Source organism: Azotobacter beijerinckii, from assembly GCF_900110885.1.
GTDB classification, from domain to species: Bacteria; Pseudomonadota; Gammaproteobacteria; order Pseudomonadales; family Pseudomonadaceae; genus Azotobacter; species Azotobacter beijerinckii.
This window is the reverse complement of the sequence record NZ_FOFJ01000015.1, coordinates 1-18,208: the sequence shown is the minus strand read 5'-3', so window position 1 is coordinate 18,208 and position 18,208 is coordinate 1. Positions and strand designations below refer to the sequence as shown.

At 68.0% G+C, this 18,208-nt stretch carries 22 protein-coding genes; 11 read left to right on the top strand and 11 right to left on the bottom strand.

Annotation, left to right across the window (positions count from 1 at the left end; all coding sequences use genetic code 11):
• Positions 1 to 49 precede the first annotated feature (49 nt).
• The 3 genes from BMY22_RS09820 to BMY22_RS09810 form a co-directional block, all read right to left on the bottom strand.
• Positions 50 to 838 (bottom strand): uroporphyrinogen-III synthase, encoded by a 789-nt coding sequence (locus BMY22_RS09820; protein WP_090621593.1) that lies wholly within the window; start codon positions 836 to 838, stop codon positions 50 to 52.
• Positions 835 to 1,773: a hydroxymethylbilane synthase gene (gene hemC / locus BMY22_RS09815; RefSeq protein WP_090621591.1), complete on the bottom strand. Its 939-nt coding sequence runs from the start codon at positions 1,771 to 1,773 to the stop codon at positions 835 to 837. Before hemC ends, BMY22_RS09820 begins: the two co-directional genes overlap by 4 nt.
• Positions 1,774 to 1,918: 145 nt before the next feature.
• Positions 1,919 to 2,665 (bottom strand): LytR/AlgR family response regulator transcription factor, encoded by a 747-nt coding sequence (locus BMY22_RS09810; protein ID WP_090621589.1) that lies wholly within the window; start codon positions 2,663 to 2,665, stop codon positions 1,919 to 1,921.
• A 483-nt stretch (positions 2,666 to 3,148) separates the two neighbouring features.
• Between BMY22_RS09810 and argH the strand changes: the two genes are divergently transcribed.
• Positions 3,149 to 4,543: an argininosuccinate lyase gene (gene argH / locus BMY22_RS09805; RefSeq protein ID WP_090621588.1), complete on the top strand. Its 1,395-nt coding sequence runs from the start codon at positions 3,149 to 3,151 to the stop codon at positions 4,541 to 4,543.
• 35 nt (positions 4,544 to 4,578) lie between these two features.
• Here the strand turns inward: argH and BMY22_RS09800 are convergent, their stop codons facing one another.
• On the bottom strand, positions 4,579 to 5,553 hold the full coding sequence (locus BMY22_RS09800) for a magnesium transporter CorA family protein (RefSeq protein WP_090621586.1): 975 nt from the start codon (positions 5,551 to 5,553) through the stop codon (positions 4,579 to 4,581).
• A gap of 160 nt (positions 5,554 to 5,713) precedes the next feature.
• Here BMY22_RS09800 and BMY22_RS09795 point away from each other — a divergent pair, with 160 nt between their 5' ends.
• Positions 5,714 to 5,998: a hypothetical protein gene (locus BMY22_RS09795; protein ID WP_090621585.1), complete on the top strand. Its 285-nt coding sequence runs from the start codon at positions 5,714 to 5,716 to the stop codon at positions 5,996 to 5,998.
• A 66-nt stretch (positions 5,999 to 6,064) separates the two neighbouring features.
• Positions 6,065 to 6,310 carry a TIGR02647 family protein gene (locus tag BMY22_RS09790; protein WP_090621583.1) on the top strand — a complete coding sequence of 82 codons (246 nt, stop codon included), beginning with the start codon at positions 6,065 to 6,067 and terminating at the stop codon, positions 6,308 to 6,310.
• 19 nt (positions 6,311 to 6,329) lie between these two features.
• Here BMY22_RS09790 and cyaY read toward each other — a convergent pair whose 3' ends face one another.
• On the bottom strand, positions 6,330 to 6,662 hold the full coding sequence (gene cyaY / locus BMY22_RS09785; RefSeq protein WP_090621581.1) for an iron donor protein CyaY: 333 nt from the start codon (positions 6,660 to 6,662) through the stop codon (positions 6,330 to 6,332).
• Positions 6,663 to 6,837: 175 nt separating this feature from the next.
• Between cyaY and lptM the strand changes: the two genes are divergently transcribed.
• The 6 genes from lptM to BMY22_RS09755 are packed head-to-tail and all read left to right on the top strand — an operon-like array spanning position 6,838 to position 11,427.
• Positions 6,838 to 6,972 (top strand): LPS translocon maturation chaperone LptM, encoded by a 135-nt coding sequence (gene lptM / locus BMY22_RS09780; RefSeq protein WP_039806485.1) that lies wholly within the window; start codon positions 6,838 to 6,840, stop codon positions 6,970 to 6,972.
• A 51-nt stretch (positions 6,973 to 7,023) separates the two neighbouring features.
• Entirely contained in the window at positions 7,024 to 8,271 is a 1,248-nt protein-coding gene (lysA, locus tag BMY22_RS09775) for a diaminopimelate decarboxylase (RefSeq protein WP_090621579.1), read from the top strand.
• Positions 8,272 to 8,284: 13 nt separating this feature from the next.
• Positions 8,285 to 9,115 carry a diaminopimelate epimerase gene (dapF, locus tag BMY22_RS09770; protein ID WP_090621577.1) on the top strand — a complete coding sequence of 277 codons (831 nt, stop codon included), beginning with the start codon at positions 8,285 to 8,287 and terminating at the stop codon, positions 9,113 to 9,115.
• An 11-nt stretch (positions 9,116 to 9,126) separates the two neighbouring features.
• A complete protein-coding gene (locus BMY22_RS09765; RefSeq protein WP_090621576.1) occupies positions 9,127 to 9,822 on the top strand; it encodes a DUF484 family protein in 696 nt (231 codons plus the stop codon).
• Positions 9,823 to 9,829: 7 nt separating this feature from the next.
• Positions 9,830 to 10,729, top strand: coding sequence for a tyrosine recombinase XerC (gene xerC, locus BMY22_RS09760; RefSeq protein WP_090621574.1), 900 nt, complete (start codon positions 9,830 to 9,832; stop codon positions 10,727 to 10,729).
• Positions 10,726 to 11,427: an HAD family hydrolase gene (locus BMY22_RS09755; protein WP_090621573.1), complete on the top strand. Its 702-nt coding sequence runs from the start codon at positions 10,726 to 10,728 to the stop codon at positions 11,425 to 11,427. Before xerC ends, BMY22_RS09755 begins: the two co-directional genes overlap by 4 nt.
• 218 nt (positions 11,428 to 11,645) lie before the next feature.
• Here the strand turns inward: BMY22_RS09755 and sutA are convergent, their stop codons facing one another.
• The 4 genes from sutA to glnK form a co-directional block, all read right to left on the bottom strand.
• Positions 11,646 to 11,966 (bottom strand): transcriptional regulator SutA, encoded by a 321-nt coding sequence (sutA, locus tag BMY22_RS09750; RefSeq protein WP_090621571.1) that lies wholly within the window; start codon positions 11,964 to 11,966, stop codon positions 11,646 to 11,648.
• A gap of 124 nt (positions 11,967 to 12,090) precedes the next feature.
• Positions 12,091 to 12,516 carry a secondary thiamine-phosphate synthase enzyme YjbQ gene (locus tag BMY22_RS09745; protein WP_090621569.1) on the bottom strand — a complete coding sequence of 142 codons (426 nt, stop codon included), beginning with the start codon at positions 12,514 to 12,516 and terminating at the stop codon, positions 12,091 to 12,093.
• Between the two features lie 154 nt (positions 12,517 to 12,670).
• Positions 12,671 to 13,987 (bottom strand): ammonium transporter, encoded by a 1,317-nt coding sequence (locus BMY22_RS09740; protein WP_090621568.1) that lies wholly within the window; start codon positions 13,985 to 13,987, stop codon positions 12,671 to 12,673.
• Between the two features lie 32 nt (positions 13,988 to 14,019).
• Complete coding sequence (glnK, locus tag BMY22_RS09735; protein WP_090621567.1) at positions 14,020 to 14,358, bottom strand: P-II family nitrogen regulator; 339 nt, start codon at positions 14,356 to 14,358, stop codon at positions 14,020 to 14,022.
• Between the two features lie 367 nt (positions 14,359 to 14,725).
• On the opposite strand from glnK, the gene BMY22_RS09730 reads away from it, so the two are divergent.
• Together BMY22_RS09730 and BMY22_RS09725 are read left to right on the top strand one after the other, a co-directional pair.
• Positions 14,726 to 15,001, top strand: a complete 276-nt coding sequence (locus BMY22_RS09730; protein WP_090621566.1) for an accessory factor UbiK family protein — start codon at positions 14,726 to 14,728, stop codon at positions 14,999 to 15,001.
• Between the two features lie 29 nt (positions 15,002 to 15,030).
• Positions 15,031 to 16,524: a YifB family Mg chelatase-like AAA ATPase gene (locus BMY22_RS09725; RefSeq protein WP_090621564.1), complete on the top strand. Its 1,494-nt coding sequence runs from the start codon at positions 15,031 to 15,033 to the stop codon at positions 16,522 to 16,524.
• A gap of 111 nt (positions 16,525 to 16,635) precedes the next feature.
• Here BMY22_RS09725 and BMY22_RS09720 read toward each other — a convergent pair whose 3' ends face one another.
• Positions 16,636 to 17,499, bottom strand: coding sequence for an SPFH domain-containing protein (locus tag BMY22_RS09720; RefSeq protein ID WP_090621563.1), 864 nt, complete (start codon positions 17,497 to 17,499; stop codon positions 16,636 to 16,638).
• 30 nt (positions 17,500 to 17,529) lie between these two features.
• The gene (locus BMY22_RS09715; protein ID WP_090621561.1) at positions 17,530 to 17,973 is read right to left on the bottom strand and encodes an NfeD family protein; all 444 of its coding nucleotides are present in this window, start codon (positions 17,971 to 17,973) and stop codon (positions 17,530 to 17,532) included.
• Positions 17,974 to 18,208 lie beyond the last annotated feature (235 nt).

Genomic DNA, 18,208 nt, shown 5'->3' with positions numbered 1-18,208 from the left:
CGTGGGATTGTTCGGGGGGGCTGCTTCGCTCACGGATACATCCTTCGGGTCAAAAGGTCGGCGCTGGGCGGCCCTGGAGCGCGGCCAGCAAGGCGGTGGCACTGGCGCCATGGCAGTCCACGACAGTCTGCGATCCTGCCGCACGGGCCAATTCGGCGACCCGCGGGCTCGGCACGAACAAGGGTATCCGAAGCAGTACCGACCAGTCAGCCGCCGCCAGCTGGCGCAGATGCTCGAATCCCTGCCCGCTGCTGATCTGCAGGCCGTTCAGGCGCTCCGTGCGGACCCGCTCGAGCAGAATGCCGGGCGGATAATCCGGCAGGGCGCGCCGGTAGAGTTCGACATGATCGACGGCCAGCCCCTGACAGCGCAACGAGTCGGCGATCAGTTCGCGGCCGCCCTCCCCGCGCAGGATCAGTACCCGCGGCCGGGGCACGCTCAGCGCCGCGGCCAGTTCGGGCAGCGCCAGCAGGGCCTCGCTGTCCTCGCCGGCGGTCGGCCAGGCGACCGTCAGACCGTAGTCGGCGAGAAGCTCGCCGGTCGCCGCGCCGACGCCGAACCAGCACTGGTTCGCCGGCGGCTGCGGCCAGTAGCGGTCGAGCAGCGCCAGGCCCAGACGAGCAGCCGGCTTGCTGACTACGATCACCGCGCTGTAGCGATCCAGGTCGAGAAACAGGCTGCGCAGCTCCGGGGTTTCCGCCAGCGGCTCGATGGCCAGCAGCGGCAGGCTGCTGCTGTGGACGCCTTCCTCGGCCAGCCGGCCGGCCAGGGCGGCGCACTCCTCGGCCGGACGGGTGAGCAGCAGACGCCACCCGCCGGCGTCCGGCCGCGCCGTCATGGCCGAACGTCCTCGCCGTAGACCGCCTCGAGAATCCTCTGCGCACCCTGTGCCAGCAGCGCCTCGGCCACCTGTACGCCGAGCGCCTCGGCCTCGCTGCTGGCGGCGCGGGATTCGGCACGCAGCAGCAGGCTGCCATCCGGCTGGCCGACCAGACCGCGCAGCCACAACTGGTCGCCCTCCAGCTCGGCATAGCAGGCGATGGGCACCTGGCAGCCGCCGTTGAGACGTCGGTTCAGCGCGCGTTCGGCGCCGACCCGCAGGGCGGTCGGCTCGTGGTTGAGCGGCGCGAGCAGCGCCTGGATCTCGCGGTCGGCACTGCGGCACTCGATGCCCACTGCGCCCTGGCCGCCGGCCGGCAGGCTGTCGGCGACGGCGATGCGGGAACGGATGCGCGCCTCGAAGCCGAGGCGGATCAGCCCGGCGGCGGCGAGGATGATCGCGTCGTACTCGCCGGCGTCCAGCTTGGCCAGACGGGTATTCACGTTGCCGCGCAGGAACTGGATCTTCAAGTCCGGCCGGCGGGCCAGCAGTTGGGCCTGGCGGCGCAGGCTGGAGGTGCCGACCACGCTGCCCGCCGGCAGGGCGTCGAGGCTTTCGAAGGCGTTGGAGACGAAGGCGTCGCGTGGGTCCTCGCGCTCGCAGATGCAGTACAGGCCGAGTCCCTCGGGGAACTCCATCGGCACGTCCTTCATCGAATGCACGGCGATGTCGGCCGCATTCTCCAGCAAGGCGGTCTCCAGCTCCTTGACGAACAGCCCCTTGCCGCCGATCTTCGCCAGCGGCGCGTCGAGCAGCTTGTCACCGCGACTGACCATCGGCACCAGGCTCACCGAAAGGCCTGGATGGGCCTGTTCCAGGCGCGCCTTGACGTGTTCGGCCTGCCACAGGGCCAGGGCACTCTTGCGGGTGGCGATACGGATCTCGCGGGACATGGGCATTCCAGAACGACGGACTGCCGGGATGATAGCAGGATCAGGTTGAAAGCTGGCCAGCCCCCGCCATGCCCGTGACAGGCACCTCGTCAATTCGTGGGAGGTGGCGGCAAGCCTCTCGGCCGGGCAGGTCTCAGGGAACGGTTTAGTGGGTGTGCATCAGCTTGCGCACCCCGGCGACGTGCCGACGGCTCACGGTCAGCGCGTCGTCGCCAAGGCCGCGCAGGTAGAGCTGGAAATGCCCGAGCGGCGTGCGCTGCAGGCGCTCGATGCGGTCGCGGGCGACCAGCGCGTTGCGATGGATGCGTACGAAGCGCTCGCCGAACTCGTCCTCCAGGGCCTTCAGCGGCTCGTCCAGCAGCACCTCGCCGCCCTCGTGGCGCAGGGTCACGTACTTGTGGTCGGCGATGAAGAAGATCGCCTGGTCCACCGGCACCAGTTCGATGCCCCGGCGGGTGCGCGCACTGATATGGGTGCGCGGCACGGCACCCTCCGCCGCGGCCGGGCGGGTCAGCGCGGCCAGTTGGGCGCGACTGGGACGCTGGGCCTTCTGCAGGGCCTCGCGCAGCTGTTCGAGCTGCACCGGCTTGACCAGAAAGCCCACCCCGGTACCCTCCAGGGCCGCCACGGCGAATTCGCCGGCAGCGGCGCAGAAGATCAGCGCCGGCGGCGCCTCCCGCTCGCACAGCCGGGCGGCCACCTGCAGGCCGTCCAGCCCGGGCATGCGGATATCCAGCAGGACGACATCCGGCATCAAACTGTCGATCAGGGCCAGCGCCTCCTCGCCGTTGCCGGCCGGAGGCTCGAGCACGCGATAGCCATCGAGCTCACTCACCAGACGGCAGAGCTGCTCCCTGGCCAGAGGTTCGTCGTCGACGATCAGAACATTCATGTTGCTTCGGCTTCCCGCGTCAGTCCGGACAAGAATAGCGTAGACAGCCGGAGTGACAGCCGTCACGGTCCGTGCCGGGAGAATTGTGCAGCAGGCGCGGCCGACAGGGGCTGCGGGGTTTTTCCGCATACCCTGCTATCATCCGCCAGGGCCTGTTAACACTACTCTCCGCGGCCGCGACGGAGCCTGTTTTTGCGCGGGGTTAGGCGCGAGGAGTGACGTTTGGTCATTCCAAACGAACGACAAGCAACGACACACCGCGCAAAAACAGGCCCGTCCCTGCGGGTTGCGCGGCAAATGGCGCCATGCGTCGTTGCGGGACTTGGCAAGGGAGAGTGCCACTCCCTGCGCCCCGCGCCTCGCCTGGCGCCATTTGGCGCGGCAACGCGGCTCGCGGAGAGTAATGTTAACAGGCCCCAATCCATCCACCCTGACGGCCGCCTCCGCGGCCGTCCGCATTTGCGCACCAGCCGAGAGAACGCCATGAGCGCCGAGAAAACCAACCAGTCCTGGGGCGGCCGTTTCAGCGAGCCGGTCGACGCCTTCGTCGCCCGCTTCACCGCCTCCGTCGACTTCGACAAGCGCCTGTACCGCCACGACATCATGGGCTCGATCACCCACGCCACCATGCTGGAGCAGGCCGGCGTGCTAAGCGCCGCCGAGCGCGACGCGATCATCGAGGGCCTGACGCAGATCCAGGGCGAGATCGAGGCCGGCCAGTTCGACTGGCGCGTCGACCTGGAAGACGTGCACATGAACATCGAGGCGCGCCTGACCGACCGCATCGGCATCACCGGCAAGAAGCTGCACACCGGGCGGAGCCGCAACGACCAGGTAGCCACCGACATCCGCCTGTGGCTGCGCGACGAGATCGACACGATCCTCGGCGAAATCACCCGCCTGCAGCAGGGCCTGCTGGCGCAGGCCGAGCAGCACGCCGAAGTGATCATGCCCGGCTTCACCCACCTGCAGACCGCCCAGCCGGTGAGCTTCGGCCACCACCTGCTGGCCTGGTTCGAGATGCTGTCGCGCGACCACGAGCGCCTGGTCGACTGCCGCAAGCGGGTCAACCGCATGCCGCTCGGCTCGGCGGCACTGGCCGGCACCACCTACCCGATCCAGCGCGAGATCACCTGCCGGCTGCTCGGCTTCGAGGCCATCGGCGGCAACTCGCTGGACGGCGTGTCGGACCGCGACTTCGCCATCGAATTCTGCGCCGCCGCCTCCTTGGCGATGATGCACCTGTCGCGCTTCTCCGAAGAGCTGGTGCTGTGGACTTCCGCGCAGTTCAACTTCATCGAGCTGCCCGACCGCTTCTGCACCGGCTCGTCGATCATGCCGCAGAAGAAGAACCCGGACGTCCCCGAGCTGGTGCGCGGCAAGAGCGGCCGGGTGTTCGGCGCGCTGATGGGCCTGCTGACCCTGATGAAGGGCCAGCCGCTGGCCTACAACAAGGACAACCAGGAAGACAAGGAGCCGCTGTTCGACGCCGCCGACACCCTGCGCGACAGCCTGCGCGCCTTCGCCGACATGGTCCCGGCGCTCAAGCCACGCATCGAAGTGATGCGCGAGGCCGCCCGCCGCGGTTTCTCCACCGCCACCGACCTGGCCGACTACCTGGTGCGCAAGGGCCTGCCGTTCCGCGACTGCCACGAGATCGTCGGCCATGCGGTGAAGTACGGCGTCTCGACCGGCAAGGACCTGGCCGAGATGAGCCTCGACGAGCTTCGCCAGTTTAGCGACCAGATCACTGACGACGTGTTCGCCGTGCTGACCCTGGAAGGCTCGGTCAACGCCCGCGACCACATCGGCGGCACCGCGCCAAACCAAGTGCGCGCCGCCGTCGCCCGCGGCAAAGAACTGCTCGCCGCGCGCTGAGGCCGGCCTTGCGCGGGCGCGCCACGCCGCCCGCGCTACAGCCAGTTCTTGAACTTGAACCAGGCGTAGGACAGCGCCGCCGAGCCGACCATCAGGCCCAACGCCAGCGGGTAGCCGAAGTACCACTCCAGCTCCGGCATGTGGCGAAAGTTCATCCCGTAGACGGTGCCGACCAGGGTCGGCGGCAGGAACAGCACCGCAGCGATGGAGAACACCTTGATGATGCTGTTCTGCTCGATGCTGATCAGCCCGAGGGTGGCCTCGAGCAGGAAGCTGCTCTCCCCGGACATCTTCGCCTGGTACTCGCCGAGGGAGCGCACGTCCCGTTCGGCGGTCTGCAGCCAGCCCCGCGCCGCCTCGTCCAGCCAGCCGTTGCCGGCCTGGCGGACGTAGCTGATCTGCCGGTCGATGCTCAACAGGCTCTCGCTCAGCTTGGCCTGCAGGGCATTGTGCCGGCCGAGCAGCTTGACCACCTTCTGCAGGTCGGTCTTCTCCGGGTGGCGCTCGACGGACTCGCTGAAGATCGCCCGCGACAAGCTGTTCAGCTGCTTCTGCAGCATCTCCAGCACGTCGGCGATGCGGTCGACGACGCTGTCGATCAGCGCTGCGAAGACCATCTCGCTGCAGCCGTGCATTTCGGGACGGTGCAGGCTCTTGCTAGCGAAGGTGCGAAACGCCGACAGCTCGACGTAGCGCACCGTCACCAGCCACTTTCGGCTCAGCACGAAAGACACCTCGGCAATGTCGGGCTGGTGCTCGCTGATACCACTGACCAGGCTGGCGGTCATGTAGAGGGTACCGGTGCTCTCGTAGAAGCGCGAAGAGTCCTCGATCTCCGCCATTTCCTCGCGGGTCGGGATGTCCACCCCGAGCATCCGCTCGAGAAACAGCTCCTCTTCGCGGCTGGGCTGCAGCAGGTCGATCCACAGCACCCCCTCCGGCAGCGTCGCGAGGTCGTGTGCCGGTTGCCGGCGCAGGCCGCCGGCATCGAGCAGGTAGTAGGTGATCATGCAACTTCGTTCCTGGTTTTCCGGGCCCGTGGCGTGCTGCCGACCGACAGGCAGTATGATTGCGCGGCAGGTACGTTACCTCGGGAAGCCCCACGCCGACGACAGCCGCTGTCGGCTCCGCCAATTGACGGGCGGGCGATCGCCCGCCGCAGGAAACCCCATGAGCCAGCCAGACGATGCACCGATGGACGACGAGGCCTTCGCCGAGCAGACCCTGATCGAAGCCATCGAGAACCAGATCGAGGCGAACGATCCGCCGGCCGCCCAAGCCACGCTGAACAAACTGACCCTGGTCGGCTACGAACGGGAGGAGATTCTCCACCTGATGGCCCTGGTGCTGGCCCACGAGATCGCCGCCATGCTGCGCGAGGATCGACCGTTCGACGGCGCCGGGTACGAGCAGGCCCTGCGCGCACTGCCGGAACTGCCCGAGGCGGCCGACTAGACAGCGCAACGGCCGCTACACTGGAGGAAAACCGCCGTCGCCGACGGCCCACCTCCGGAGTATCCCATGGCCTATACCCAAGCGCTGGTTGCCGAACTGGAAATCCTCGCCCTGTTCAACCTGGACAACAGCCAGGAGGAAGGCATCAAGGTCCATCACGATGCGGCCCCGGAGGCCGTGGCCGCCGCCCGCCGGCTGTACGACAAGGGCCTGATCAGCCGGCCCGACGGCGGCTACCTGACCAGCCTGGGTCTGGATGCCGCCGAACAGGCGCAGAACCTGCTGACCATCCTCGCCGGCCCGCACCCCTGACGACGGCCGCGAGCCCGAGTCAGAGGCCGGGGAACTCCAGTTCCTCGCCGACCTGCTCGAGGGTCACGCGGGCGAGCAGCTCGCCCAGCGGCTCGTCGCTGGCATCGCAGACCCAGCGGCCGGTGGCTTCGTCGTAGTCGAAGTGGAAACCGCCGGAGCGCGCCGCCAGCCACAGTTGGCGCAGGGACTCCTGGCGACTGAGGATGATCTGGCTGCCGCTCTCGAAACGGACGGACAGGACGCCCGCGGAGTTCTCCAGATCGACGTCCAGGTCGCTGTCTTCGAAAATGTCCTCGACGGCCTGCTGCAGGTCGTCGATCAGTCCGTGGAAACGGGCTTCGGTAAGGCTCATGCTGGCTCCTTCTCAGAACAATGGCGTTCGAGGCTGGCAACGATAGCCGATTCGCGCGCCGGCAGGGGTCGCAGAGCCCTGCAAGGCCCGCCAGGCGGGAGGATCGGCACATAGGCAAGCCGCCGGGGGGCCGGTATACTCCGGCGCAATCGATGCGTTCACAAGGATTTCCGTCATGAAGCGCCTGCTGCTTCAGCTACTCGCGCTGGCCGTGCTCGCCGCACCCCTCGCCGGCTGCGGCCAGAAGGGTCCGCTCTATCTTCCTGACGACAAGAAAGCCGGCCACCGCAAAGACCGTTTCGAATTCTAAGAACCTGCCCGCTGCCGCAGCGCTCGGACAGGCTTCTTCCCAGGAGGCCCCATGGAACCCTTCAACTACCGCGACGGCACGCTGTTCGCGGAAGGCGTGGCGCTGTCCGCCATCGCCGCACGCTTCGGCACCCCCACCTACGTCTACTCCCGCGCCCACATCGAGGCCCAGTACCGCGCCTACGCCGACGCCCTAGCGGGCAGGCCGCACCTGGTCTGCTTCGCGGTCAAGGCCAACTCCAACCTTGCCGTGCTGAACCTGCTCGCGCGCCTCGGCGCCGGCTTCGACATCGTCTCCCGCGGCGAACTGGAGCGCGTGCTGGCCGCCGGCGGCGATCCGGCCAAGGTGGTGTTCTCCGGGGTCGGCAAGAGCCGCGAGGACATGCGCCGTGCCCTTGAGGTCGGCGTGCACTGCTTCAACGTCGAATCCGAGGTGGAGCTGGAGCGCCTGCAGGAGGTCGCCGCCGAACTGGGCGTGAAGGCCCCGGTATCGCTGCGGGTCAACCCGGACGTGGACGCCCAGACCCATCCGTACATATCCACCGGCCTCAAGGAAAACAAGTTCGGCATCGACATCGAGCAGGCCGAGGAGGTCTATGCCAACGCCGCCGCGCTGCCCAACCTGGAAGTGCTCGGCGTCGATTGCCACATCGGCTCGCAGCTGACCACCCTCTCGCCCTTCCTCGACGCCCTGGACCGCCTGCTGCTGCTGGTCGACCGCCTGGCCGCGCGCGGCATCGCCATCCGCCATCTGGATCTCGGCGGCGGTCTCGGCGTGCAGTACCGCGACGAGCAGCCGCCGCGGCCCGGCGACTACATCGCCGCGGTGCGCGAACGCCTCGAAGGCCGCACCCTGACCCTGGTATTCGAGCCGGGCCGCTCGATCGTCGCCAACGCCGGCGTGCTGCTGACCCGCGTGGAATACCTCAAGCACACCGAGTACAAGGACTTCGCGGTGATCGACGCGGCGATGAACGACCTGATCCGCCCGGCTCTCTACCAGGCCTGGATGGACGTGGTGCCGGTGACTCCCCACGGCGGCGAGGTCTGCAGCTACGACCTGGTCGGACCGATCTGCGAAACCGGCGACTTCCTCGCCAAGGACCGCGAGCTGGCCCTGGTCGAGGGCGATCTGCTGGCGGTGCGCTCGGCCGGCGCCTACGGCTTCGTCATGAGCTCCAACTACAACACCCGCGGCCGCGCCGCCGAGGTGCTGGTGGACGGCGAACAGACCTTCGAGGTGCGCCGCCGCGAAACCATCGAGGAACTCTACGCCGGCGAAAGCCTGCTGCCCAACTGACACGGAGGCAGGCATGCTGCTGCGTTTCACCAAGATGCACGGCCTCGGCAACGACTTCATGGTCCTCGACCTGGTCAGCCAGCACGCGCACATCCAGCCCAAGCACGCCAAACAGTGGGGGGACCGCCATACCGGCATCGGCTTCGACCAATTGCTGATCGTCGAACCACCGAGCAATCCGGACGTGGACTTCCGCTACCGCATCTTCAACGCCGACGGTTCGGAGGTGGAGCAGTGCGGCAACGGCGCACGCTGCTTCGCCCGTTTCGTGCTCGACAAGCGCCTGACGGTGAAGAAGCGCATCCGCGTGGAGACCAAAAGCGGCATCATCGAACTGGACGTCCGCCCGGACGGCCAGGTCTGCGTCGACATGGGGCCGCCGCGCCTGGAGCCGAAGGGGATTCCCTTCCAGGCCGAAGCCGCCGCCCTCGCCTATTCGGTCGAGGTCGACGGCCGGACGGTCGAACTCGCCGCACTATCCATGGGCAATCCCCATGCGGTGCTGCGGGTGGACGACGTCGAAAGCGCACCGGTGCACGCGTTGGGGCCTAAACTGGAAAATCACCCACGCTTTCCGCAACGGGTCAACGTGGGTTTTCTCCAAGTCGTCGACCGCCAGCACGCCCGGCTGCGCGTCTGGGAGCGCGGCGCCGGCGAGACCCAGGCCTGCGGCACCGGCGCCTGCGCGGCGGCGGTAGCGGCGATCCGCCAGGGCTGGATGGATTCGCCGGTGCTGATCGACCTGCCGGGCGGCCGGCTGTCCATCGCCTGGGCGGGGCCTGGCCAGTCGGTGATGATGACCGGCCCGGCGGTACGCGTGTACGAAGGCCAGGTTCGTTTATGAGGGTGTAGCCAATGAGTGAGCAGTCCCAAGAGTCCGTCGATACCGCAGCGGTTGAAGACTTCCTGCGCCGGAATCCGCAGTTCTTCCAAGGCCGCGAAGAACTGCTGGCGGAGCTGAGCATTCCCCATCCGAGCGGTGTCGCGGTGTCGCTGGTGGAGCGCCAGCTCGGCCTGCTGCGCGAGCGCAACAACGAGCTGCGCGGGCGCCTGGGACAGCTGATGGACGTGGCCCGCGACAACGACCGCCTGTTCGACAAGACCCGCCGCCTAGTGCTCGACCTGCTCGATGCGAGCACTCTGGAGGAGGCGGTCGGGCTGGTCGAGGACGGCCTGCGCCACGAGTTCCAGATCCCCTTCGTCGGGCTGATCCTGTTCGGCGAACATGCCAGCCCGGCGGGCCGCTGGGTCGACACCGAGGAGGCCCTGCAAACCATCGGCGGCCTGCTGGCCTGCGGCAAACCCCTCTGCGGCGTGCTGCGCAGCCATGAGCTGGGCTTCCTGTTCGGCGAGGAGCGCCGCCCGCAGATCGGCTCGGCCGCGGTGGCCGCCCTCGACCACCAGGGCCTGCACGGCGTGCTGGCGGTCGGCAGCCCCGACCCCCAGCACTACCGGAGCAGCCTCGGCACCCTCTTCCTCGGCTACATCGCCGACGTTCTCGCCCGCCTGCTGCCGCGCCTGGCCAGCACGCCGCTGCGTTCGGTCCGATAGGCCGCCCATGCAGGCCGACCTCGACGCCTTCCTCGACCACCTGCGCAGCGAGCGCCAGGTGTCGGCCCATACCCTCGACGGCTATCGCCGCGATCTCGGCAAGGTCCTCGCCCACTGCGAACGGGAGGGACTGGCCGCCTGGCATGCCCTGGACGCCGCCCGCCTGCGCCGATTGGTCGCCAAGCTGCACCTGCAGGGCCAGTCCGGGCGCAGCCTGGCCCGGCTGCTCTCGGCGGTGCGCGGCTTCTATCGCTACCTGCTGCGCGAAGGGCGCTGCAACCACGACCCGGCCGCCGGCCTGAGCCCGCCCAAGGGCGAGCGCCGGCTACCGCGTACCCTGGATGCCGACCGCGCCCAGCAGTTGCTCGACGGCGCCGTCGAGGACGACTTCCTCGCCCGCCGTGACCAGGCCATCCTCGAACTTTTCTACTCTTCCGGCCTGCGCCTCTCGGAACTGGTCGGCCTCGACCTGGAGCGCCTCGACCTGGCCGCCGGCCTGGTACGGGTGCACGGCAAGGGCAACAAGGTCCGCGAACTGCCGATCGGCAGCCAGGCGCGCCAGGCGCTGGAGGCCTGGCTGCCGTTGCGGGCGCTGGCGCGGCCGGCCGACGACGCGTTGTTCGTCGGTCGCCAGGGCCGCCGCCTGAGCCCGCGCGCCGTGCAGCTGCGGGTGCGCCAGGCCGGGGTGCGCGAACTGGGCCAGCACCTGCACCCGCACATGCTGCGCCACAGTTTCGCCAGCCATCTGCTGGAGTCCTCCCAGGACCTGCGCGCGGTGCAGGAACTGCTCGGCCACGCCGACATCGCCACCACGCAGATCTACACCCATCTCGACTTCCAGCACCTGGCGGCGGTCTACGACCAGGCCCACCCACGGGCGCGCCGCCGCAAGGACGAGACCTCATGAGCATCCGCCTGATCACCTTCGACCTCGACGACACCCTGTGGAACGTCGCCCCGGTCATCGAGGGCGCCGAAGCCGAACTGCGCGACTGGCTGGGCCGCCATGCACCGCTGCTCGGCGCGGTGCCGATCGAGCACCTGTGGCCGATTCGCGCCCGCCTGGTCGAGAGCGAGCCGGCGCTCAAGCACCGCATCAGCGAGCTGCGCCGGCGCGTGCTGCTCCACGCCCTGGAGGAAGCCGGTTACCCCGCCGCCGAAGCCCGCGAACTGGCCGAGCAGGCCTTCGCGACCTTCCTCGCCGCCCGCCATCGCATCGAGTTCTTCCCCGAGACCCAGCCGACCCTGGAAATCCTCGCCGACCGCTACGTCCTCGGCGTGCTCACCAACGGCAATGCCGACGTGCGCCGCCTGGGCCTGGCCGACTACTTCCGCTTCGCCCTCTGCGCCGAGGAGCTGGGCATCGGCAAGCCCGATCCGCAGCCGTTCCGCGAAGCTCTGCGGCGCGGCGGGGTGTCCGCCGAACAGGCGGTGCACATCGGCGACCATCCCGACGATGACATCCAAGGCGCCCAGCGCGCCGGCCTGCGGGCGATCTGGTACAACCCCGCCGGCAAGCCCTGGAGCCACGACGGCGCGCCGGATGCGCAGATCGCCAGCCTGGCCGAGCTGCCGGCGCTGCTCGGTCGCTGGCAAGCCGGCTGACGGCGTTGGCGCTGCTCGCCGGGAGCCTTCACTTTCCACCGCCAAGGTATTCGGCTTCCCGATAGCCCGTCTCTGGCGCACCGGCATGCAGCTGCACAGGACAATCCACTTGCCGCACCGCGTGCTCGGCGACCCGCAGCGCCGGGACTGCAAGGCACAAAAAAGGCGGCCCGGGATTTTCCCGAGCCGCCCTTGCGCCACCAACCGGCCGGAAAGGCTCAGATGGGGCGGCTGCCGTACTTGCTGTCAGGCTTCTTCGGCGGGTCGGCGACCACGTTCGGCTCGACTTCCTGTACCTTGCCGCCGCGCGCCAGGAACTCCTCCATGGCCCGCGCCAGCGCATCGCGATCCTTCTGTTTGGCCTCAACGCTGGGCATCTCGTCGACGTCCACGGGGCTCTTGGACTTCTTCCCGGAAGCCACCACCCTATCGCTGCCGTCATCCTCCTCTGCTCCCGCCTCGTCGGCGGCGTTCAGCTCCTCGCCTTCATCCTCCTCACCCGCTTCCAGCTCTTCCTGTTCTAGTTCTTCATCGCTCATATTCGACCTCACGACTTGCGTACAGCAGGTTGGTTATAGTCCCGCCAGCGGTCGCCTTCGACCCTGGCCCGCGGACCACTGCATTCGCTGGGCGATCTCAGCGCTGAGAGCCCCGCCGAAAAAATCAGCGCGCCTGGCCCTGCAGCGTGGCCAGGACCCGGCGCACCCCGCCATGCTCGCGGTGCTCGCCGAGATAGATACCCTGCCAGGTTCCCAGCGCCAAGCGTCCCGCCGTCACCGGCAGGAGCAGCTGGCAGCCCAGCAGACTGGCTTTGAAGTGCGCCGGCAGATCGTCCGGCCCTTCGTAGTCATGCTCGTAGCCACCCTCACCCTGGGGCACCAGACGGTTGAAGAAGCGCTCGAAATCGCGCCGCACCGCTGCGTCGGCATTCTCGTTGACGGTCAACGAGGCCGAGGTGTGCTGCAACCAGAGGTGCAGCAACCCCATCCGGCAGGAAACCAGCTCTGGCAACCCGGCAAGCAGCTCATCGGTCACCAGGTGGAAGCCGCGCGGTCGCGCACGCAGGGTGATGCTCGTCTGTTGCCACATCTGCCAGAGCTCCAGGGTTTTGCCGCGGGAATTCTAGCGCGGCGCAGAAAAAAACAAAGGGCGCCGAAGGCGCCCTTTTTACGGCTTGCGGCCATTGCCGGAGGCATGGCCGCCGGGAGCGGCAGCCGGATCGCTCCGGCCGCCCTCCCGAAACTCAGAGATTGTAGCCGCGCTCGTTGTGCAGGGAGAGGTCGAGACCGATAGTTTCTTCCTCGTCGCTGACGCGCAGGCCCATCACCCGATCGATCACCTTGAGAATCGCGAAGGTGACGATGCCGGTGTAGACCACGGTGAAGAACACGCCCTTGATCTGGATCCACAGCTGGGCGGCAACACTGTCCACCTCGCCGAAGCCGCCCAAGGCCGGCGCCGCGAACAGGCCGGTCAGTACCGCCCCGACGATACCGCCGACGCCATGCACACCGAAGGCGTCGAGGGAGTCGTCATAGCCGAAGCGGCGCTTCACGGCGGTGGCGCAGTAGAAGCAGATCGCGCCGGAAGCCAGGCCGATCACCAGGGCGCCCATCGGGCCGGCAGTGCCGGCGGCCGGAGTGATGGCCACCAGGCCGGCGACCACGCCGGAAGCGATGCCCAGGGCGCTCGGCTTGCCATGGGTCAGCCACTCGGCGGCCATCCAGGCCAGCGCGGCGGCGGCGGTGGCGATCTGGGTCACCAGCATGGCCATGCCGGCGGTGCCGTTGGCGGCGATCGCCGAACCGGCATTGAAGCCGAACCAGCCGACCCACAGCATGGCAGCGCCGATCAGGGTGTAGCCGAGGTTGTGCGGGGTCATGGCGACGCCCGGGTAGCCCTTGCGCTTGCCCAGCACCAGGCAGGACACCAGACCGGCGACACCGGCGTTGATGTGCACCACGGTACCGCCGGCGAAGTCGAGCACGCCCCAGTCAAACATCAGCGCACCGTTGCCGCTCCAGACCATGTGGGCGATGGGCGCGTAGACCAGCAGGAACCATACCGACATGAACACCAGCATCGACGAGAACTTCATGCGCTCGGCGAAGGCGCCGGCGATCAGCGCCGGGGTGATGATTGCGAAGGTCATCTGGAAGGTGATGAAGACGCTTTCGGGGAAGGTGCCGACCAGGCTGTCGGTGCTCAGCCCGCTGAGGAAGGCCTTGTCCAGACCGCCGATGAAGGAGCTGAAATTGAGCACGCCCTCTTCCATGCCGGTGGTGTCGAAGGCCAGGCTGTAGCCGAACAGAACCCAGAGCACGCTGATCAGGCCGGTGATGGCGAAGCACTGCATCATCACCGAGAGCAGGTTCTTCGAGCGCACCATGCCACCGTAGAACAGGGCCAAGCCGGGAACGGTCATGAACAGCACCAGCGCGGTAGCGGTGAGCATCCAGGCGGTATCGCCGGAATCCAGCACGGCCTCCTGGGCACTGGCCAGCGCTGGCAAGAAAAGAGAGGAAAGGGCAGCGAGCCCTGCGCTTTTCCGCAGAGTCATTGGTTATCTCCTGGGGCGGGGGGATCGTGGGCTCAGATCGCGTCGGTGCCGGTTTCGCCGGTACGGATACGGATGGCCTGTTCCAGATTGACGACGAAAATCTTGCCGTCACCGATCTTGCCGGTGTTGGCAGCCTTGGTGATGGCCTCGATGACGTGATCGAGCTGACCGTCTTCGATAGCCACGTCGATCTTCACCTTGGGCAGAAAGTCGACGACGTATTCCGCTCCCCGGTACAGTTCGGTATGGCCCTTCTGGCGGCCGAAGCCCTTGACCTCGGTGACGGTAATGCCCTGCACCCCAATCTCCGACAGCGACTCGCGTACATCGTCCAGCTTGAACGGCTTGATGATGGCAGTGACTAGCTTCATGAAACGTATCTCCGTGTAGTGGACTTGCCCCAGGAAAAAACGATCCCGATTCAAGTCTAAGCGCAGTGTCTGGCTTTGTAACGCGTGGCCGCCTCGGGCCGGCCCGCTCGACGGCACCCGGCGTCCGACGAACGACGAGCGCCATGTCACTTCGCAAAGGCAAAAATCATACCGCCATCGACAAACGGCAAAAACCCCTATAAGCGAGTGGTTATACACCTTTCGTCAGATCGGACCGGGTAAAGCTCGCACATGCTTGGTGCGCAGCTCGTTGCGAGAGCGCACAAAAACCGTGCAAAGCACCGCTCGGCCGTCTTGCCGATGCCCTCGTGCTAAACTGCCGGCCGATTGATTCCGGAACCGCATCATGCTCCCGCCCAAAGCCCTGTTCGACACCCTCAGCACCCACGCCGCCCGTCTGTTCAACGGCGAGGCGCCGCTCCCGCCCCGCGAACTCGAGGCCCAGTTCAAGGCCCTGCTGCAGAGCGCCTTCAGCAGGCTCGACCTGGTCAGCCGGGAAGAATTCGACAGCCAGATGGCGGTCCTCGCCCGCACTCGCGCCCGCCTGGAAGCACTGGAGGCCAAGGTCGCCGAACTCGAGGCACGTCTGGGCGAACAGCCCCCCGCCCCACCCGCCGCCTGAGCGCGGGGAATGCGATCAAGGAGCGATCCATGTCCCTGGCCATCGTCCACAGCCGCGCCCAGGTGGGCGTCGAGGCGCCCGCCGTCACCGTCGAGGCGCATCTGGCCAACGGCCTGCCGGCGCTGACCCTGGTCGGCCTGCCGGAAACCGCGGTCCGCGAAAGCAAGGACCGCGTGCGCAGCGCCATCCTCACCTCCGGCTTCGACTTCCCGGCACGGCGCATCACCCTCAACCTCGCCCCCGCCGACCTGCCCAAGGACGGCGGGCGCTTCGACCTGGCCATCGCCCTCGGTATTCTCGCCGCCAGCGAGCAACTGCCCACCGCGGCCCTCGACACCCTGGAATGCCTCGGCGAGCTGGCCCTCTCCGGCAGCCTGCGGCCGGTCCGGGGCGTACTGCCCGCCGCGCTGGCCGCCCGCGCCGCCGGACGCACCCTGGTGGTGCCGCGGGCCAACGCCGAAGAGGCCAGCCTGGCCTCGGGACTGACCGTGCTGGCCATCGACCACCTGCTGGAGCTGGCCGCCCACCTCAACGGCCAGACCCCGCTGGCGCCTTACCAGGCCCAGGGCCTGCTGCGCCAGACGCAGCCCTACCCCGACCTCGCCGACGTGCAGGGCCAGGCCGCAGCCAAGCGCGCCTTGCTGGTGGCCGCCGCCGGCAGCCACAACCTGTTGCTCAGCGGCCCGCCGGGAACCGGCAAGACCCTGCTGGCCAGCCGCCTGCCGGGGCTGCTGCCGCCGCTGGACGAGGGCGAGGCGCTGGAGGTGGCGGCGATCCATTCGGTGGCCGGCTGCGCACCGCTCGCGGCCTGGCCGCAGCGGCCGTTCCGCCAGCCGCACCACAGCGCCTCGGGACCGGCGCTGGTCGGCGGCGGCAGCCGGCCGCGCCCCGGCGAGATCACCCTGGCGCACCAGGGCGTGCTGTTTCTCGACGAATTGCCGGAGTTCGACCGCAAGGTGCTGGAAGTGCTGCGCGAGCCCCTGGAGAGCGGCGAGATCGTCATCGCCCGGGCCAACGACAAGGTGCGCTTCCCGGCGCGCTTCCAGCTGGTCGCGGCGATGAATCCCTGCCCCTGCGGCTACCTGGGCGACCCCGCCGGCCGCTGCCGCTGCACCCCGGAGCAGATCCAGCGCTACCGCGCCAGGCTCTCCGGCCCGCTGCTCGACCGCATCGACCTGCACATCGGCGTCGCCCGCGAGGCCACCGCGTTGGGCGCGCCGCACCTGGACGGCCCGGATACCGCCGGCGCCGCAGCCCAAGTAGCGGCGGCACGCAACCGTCAGCTCGTGCGCCAGGGCTGCCCCAATGCGTTCCTCGACCTGCCCGGTTTGCACCAGCACTGTGCACTGGACGGCGAAGATCGCCAGTGGCTGGAGCGCGCCTGCGAGCGCCTCGGCCTGTCGCTGCGCGCCGCCCACCGTATCCTCAAGGTGGCGCGGACCCTCGCCGATCTCGAGGCAACGCCGGACATCGCCCGTACCCATCTAGCCGAAGCCCTGCAGTACCGGGCCAGCAGCGCCTGAGCGGGAAAATTCCGGCATCCCCGCCTCGTAGGAGCCAGCTTGCTGGCAATGCTCTGGGCCGATCGCCAGCAAGCTGGCTCGAGGGAAAAGGTGGGGTGGGGAAAGAGCCTCTCAGCTGCGCCCACCCAGCGTGCCCACCAGGCCGCGCAGGGTCTCCTGCAGGTCGGCGGGCATCAGCACCACCTTGGCGTTGTCGCTCTGGGCGAGCTTTTCCAGCGAAGCGATGTACTTCTCGCCGAGCAGGTACATCATCGGCCCAGGCTCCGTGCCGACCGCATTGGTCACCCGGCGGATCGCCTCGGAGGAGGCCTCGGCCAGTAGCACCTGAGCACTGGCGTCGCGCCGCGCCGACTCCAGGCGCGCCTCGGCCTCGAGGATCGCCGCCTGCTTCTCGCCCTCGGCCTTGGTCACCGCGGCCTTGCGCTCGCGCTCGGCGGCGGCCTGCAGCTCCATCGCCCGCTGCATCGACTCGGACGGCTTGATGTCCTGGATCTCCACAGACTTCACCGTCAGCCCCCAGTCCACCGCCTCGTCGGCGATGCTCTCGCGCAGCCGCGCCTTGATCTTGTCCCGCGAGGACAGTGCCTCGTCCAGTTCCATCTCGCCGACGATGGAGCGCAGGGTGGTCATGATCAGGTTGCGGATCGCCTCGGAAAAGTCGGTGACCCCATAGACCGCCTTGACCGGGTCGGTAACCTTCACGAAGGCGATGGCATTGGCGAGGATCACCGCATTGTCGCGGGTGATCACCTCCTGCTGCTGCACGTCGAGGATGATGTCCTTGGTCACCAGCTTGTAGGCGACGTTGTCGAGGAAGGGAATGATCAGGTTCAGCCCCGGCCGCAGGGTGACGTGGTAGCGCCCCAGCCGCTCGACGACCCACTCCTCGCCCTGGGCCACCAGCCGCACGCCCTTGGCGATGGTGATGAGAACAAACGCGAGCACCGCGATCGCCACTGCCAGTCCTGCACTCATGGGTTGCTCCTTGTTCCTTTCTGAAAAAGATCAGGCCTTGGCTACCTTGACGTAGCTGCCCTCGACCGACACCACCCGCACCCGCTCTCCCGCGGGAATCGCCGTCTCGGCCATGCAGGCCCACTCCTCGGCGCCGAGGATCGGCTTCTGGAAGCGCACCCGCCCCCGCTCGAAGGGCGCGACGGCGCTGACCAGCAGGCCCACCTCGCCGATCGTCTCGCCAGCCGCCGTGCCGATCCGCGTCGTCTGCCGGCCGGGCCTGAACATACCGAACCACAGTGCGGTCATCGCCAGCGAACTGAGGGTCCAGACCAGCAGCTGCGCGGTCAGCGACAGATCGCCGGCCAGCAGCAGCGCCCCCGCCACCAGCAGGGCGCCGAGGCCGAACCAGATCACGAAGAACGCCGGTATGGCCAGCTCCAGCAGGATCAGCACGATCCCGCCGACGACCCAGTGCCACCATTCCATCGCCATTCACTCCTCCGTACTCATCGCCGTCATCGGTCGACCGATATTAACTAGAGCATTTTCTCTAAAAAATGGTTTGTCCGTCGCCTGGGAGTTGCCTCGGGTGGAAGTCTCTGATTGGCTATCCCAACCTTGATTCGGGATTCGGAAGACTCGCATGGCAAGAGCCTACAGTGTGGATCTGCGCAGCCGCGTGATCGAAGCGGCCCTGAGCGATGGCTCGATTCGCCAGGCTGCCCGG

Coding starts and splice junctions, on each gene's coding strand:
- BMY22_RS09820 (WP_090621593.1), bottom strand. CDS start 838: ATGACGGCGCGGCCGGACGCCGGCGGGTGGCGTCTGCTGCTCACCCGT.
- hemC (WP_090621591.1), bottom strand. CDS start 1,773: ATGTCCCGCGAGATCCGTATCGCCACCCGCAAGAGTGCCCTGGCCCTG.
- BMY22_RS09810 (WP_090621589.1), bottom strand. CDS start 2,665: ATGAATGTTCTGATCGTCGACGACGAACCTCTGGCCAGGGAGCAGCTC.
- argH (WP_090621588.1), top strand. CDS start 3,149: ATGAGCGCCGAGAAAACCAACCAGTCCTGGGGCGGCCGTTTCAGCGAG.
- BMY22_RS09800 (WP_090621586.1), bottom strand. CDS start 5,553: ATGATCACCTACTACCTGCTCGATGCCGGCGGCCTGCGCCGGCAACCG.
- BMY22_RS09795 (WP_090621585.1), top strand. CDS start 5,714: ATGAGCCAGCCAGACGATGCACCGATGGACGACGAGGCCTTCGCCGAG.
- BMY22_RS09790 (WP_090621583.1), top strand. CDS start 6,065: ATGGCCTATACCCAAGCGCTGGTTGCCGAACTGGAAATCCTCGCCCTG.
- cyaY (WP_090621581.1), bottom strand. CDS start 6,662: ATGAGCCTTACCGAAGCCCGTTTCCACGGACTGATCGACGACCTGCAG.
- lptM (WP_039806485.1), top strand. CDS start 6,838: ATGAAGCGCCTGCTGCTTCAGCTACTCGCGCTGGCCGTGCTCGCCGCA.
- lysA (WP_090621579.1), top strand. CDS start 7,024: ATGGAACCCTTCAACTACCGCGACGGCACGCTGTTCGCGGAAGGCGTG.
- dapF (WP_090621577.1), top strand. CDS start 8,285: ATGCTGCTGCGTTTCACCAAGATGCACGGCCTCGGCAACGACTTCATG.
- BMY22_RS09765 (WP_090621576.1), top strand. CDS start 9,127: ATGAGTGAGCAGTCCCAAGAGTCCGTCGATACCGCAGCGGTTGAAGAC.
- xerC (WP_090621574.1), top strand. CDS start 9,830: ATGCAGGCCGACCTCGACGCCTTCCTCGACCACCTGCGCAGCGAGCGC.
- BMY22_RS09755 (WP_090621573.1), top strand. CDS start 10,726: ATGAGCATCCGCCTGATCACCTTCGACCTCGACGACACCCTGTGGAAC.
- sutA (WP_090621571.1), bottom strand. CDS start 11,966: ATGAGCGATGAAGAACTAGAACAGGAAGAGCTGGAAGCGGGTGAGGAG.
- BMY22_RS09745 (WP_090621569.1), bottom strand. CDS start 12,516: ATGTGGCAACAGACGAGCATCACCCTGCGTGCGCGACCGCGCGGCTTC.
- BMY22_RS09740 (WP_090621568.1), bottom strand. CDS start 13,987: ATGACTCTGCGGAAAAGCGCAGGGCTCGCTGCCCTTTCCTCTCTTTTC.
- glnK (WP_090621567.1), bottom strand. CDS start 14,358: ATGAAGCTAGTCACTGCCATCATCAAGCCGTTCAAGCTGGACGATGTA.
- BMY22_RS09730 (WP_090621566.1), top strand. CDS start 14,726: ATGCTCCCGCCCAAAGCCCTGTTCGACACCCTCAGCACCCACGCCGCC.
- BMY22_RS09725 (WP_090621564.1), top strand. CDS start 15,031: ATGTCCCTGGCCATCGTCCACAGCCGCGCCCAGGTGGGCGTCGAGGCG.
- BMY22_RS09720 (WP_090621563.1), bottom strand. CDS start 17,499: ATGAGTGCAGGACTGGCAGTGGCGATCGCGGTGCTCGCGTTTGTTCTC.
- BMY22_RS09715 (WP_090621561.1), bottom strand. CDS start 17,973: ATGGCGATGGAATGGTGGCACTGGGTCGTCGGCGGGATCGTGCTGATC.